The following is an 814-nucleotide window of genomic DNA, read 5'->3' as shown; positions in this document are numbered from 1 at the left end:
CGGTGATGTCACATTAACCCGCGTATGAGAGCGAGGCGTGTAGATGGGCCGGCATGACCGAGCCCGTCAGCTACAAACGCCATCGCTTTCCACCCCAGATCATCGCGCACGCGGTATGGCTCTATTTCAGGTTCCCCTTGAGCCTGCGGCTGGTCGAGGAGATGCTCCTGGAGCGCGGCATCCTCGTCTCCTATGAGACAGTCCGTCGGTGGGCTCTGAAGTTCGGGCCGGACTACGCCCGCCGCCTTAAACGCAAGAGGCCGAACCGGCGCGACATCTGGCATCTCGACGAGGTCGTGATCACCATTGCTGGCAAGAAGCACTGGTTGTGGCGGGCCGTTGATCAGGATGGCTATGTACTCGACGAGATCGTCCAGCCGCGGCGCAATACCAAGGCAGCCAAACGTTTGCTGAAGCGCCTGTTGAAGAAGCAGGGCGTGGCACCCAAGCGCATCATCACTGATAAACTTCCCTCTTATGGAGCCGCCAAGCGGGAGATCATGCCAGAGGTCGGCCACTGGTCGCATAAAGGCCTGAATAATAGGGCCGAGAACTCGCATGTTCCGTTGCGAAAGCGAGAGCGGGTTATACAGGGCTTTCGTTCACCGGGAGGTCTGCAGCGGTTTACTACAATCTTCTCGGCTGTCCGAAATATCTTCGTTCCGCCCCGCTCCCGCCGCTCTGCCCTTGCCTCTTATCTGCACCGCCTCAACGCCATGGCGGAATGGAGAACTGCGGCAGGCCTCATCGCTTGAGCCGGTTATGCAGCCGAGTTGCCCTCGATGCACCCCGCGTCAGTTAATGTGACATCACC

General features: G+C 59.3%; 1 protein-coding gene. It reads left to right on the top strand.

The genetic code is table 11. The features are described from left to right. The first annotated feature begins 53 nt into the window (after positions 1–53). Positions 54–755, top strand: a complete 702-nt coding sequence (locus JKL45_RS29670; protein WP_201865365.1) for an IS6 family transposase — start codon at positions 54–56, stop codon at positions 753–755. The last annotated feature ends 59 nt before the right edge of the window (positions 756–814 follow it).

Origin of the sequence: Microvirga soli (assembly GCF_016734765.1) — a bacterium.
Lineage (GTDB): Bacteria > Pseudomonadota > Alphaproteobacteria > Rhizobiales > Beijerinckiaceae > Microvirga > Microvirga soli.
This window is presented reverse-complemented; position numbering and strand designations above follow the sequence as displayed.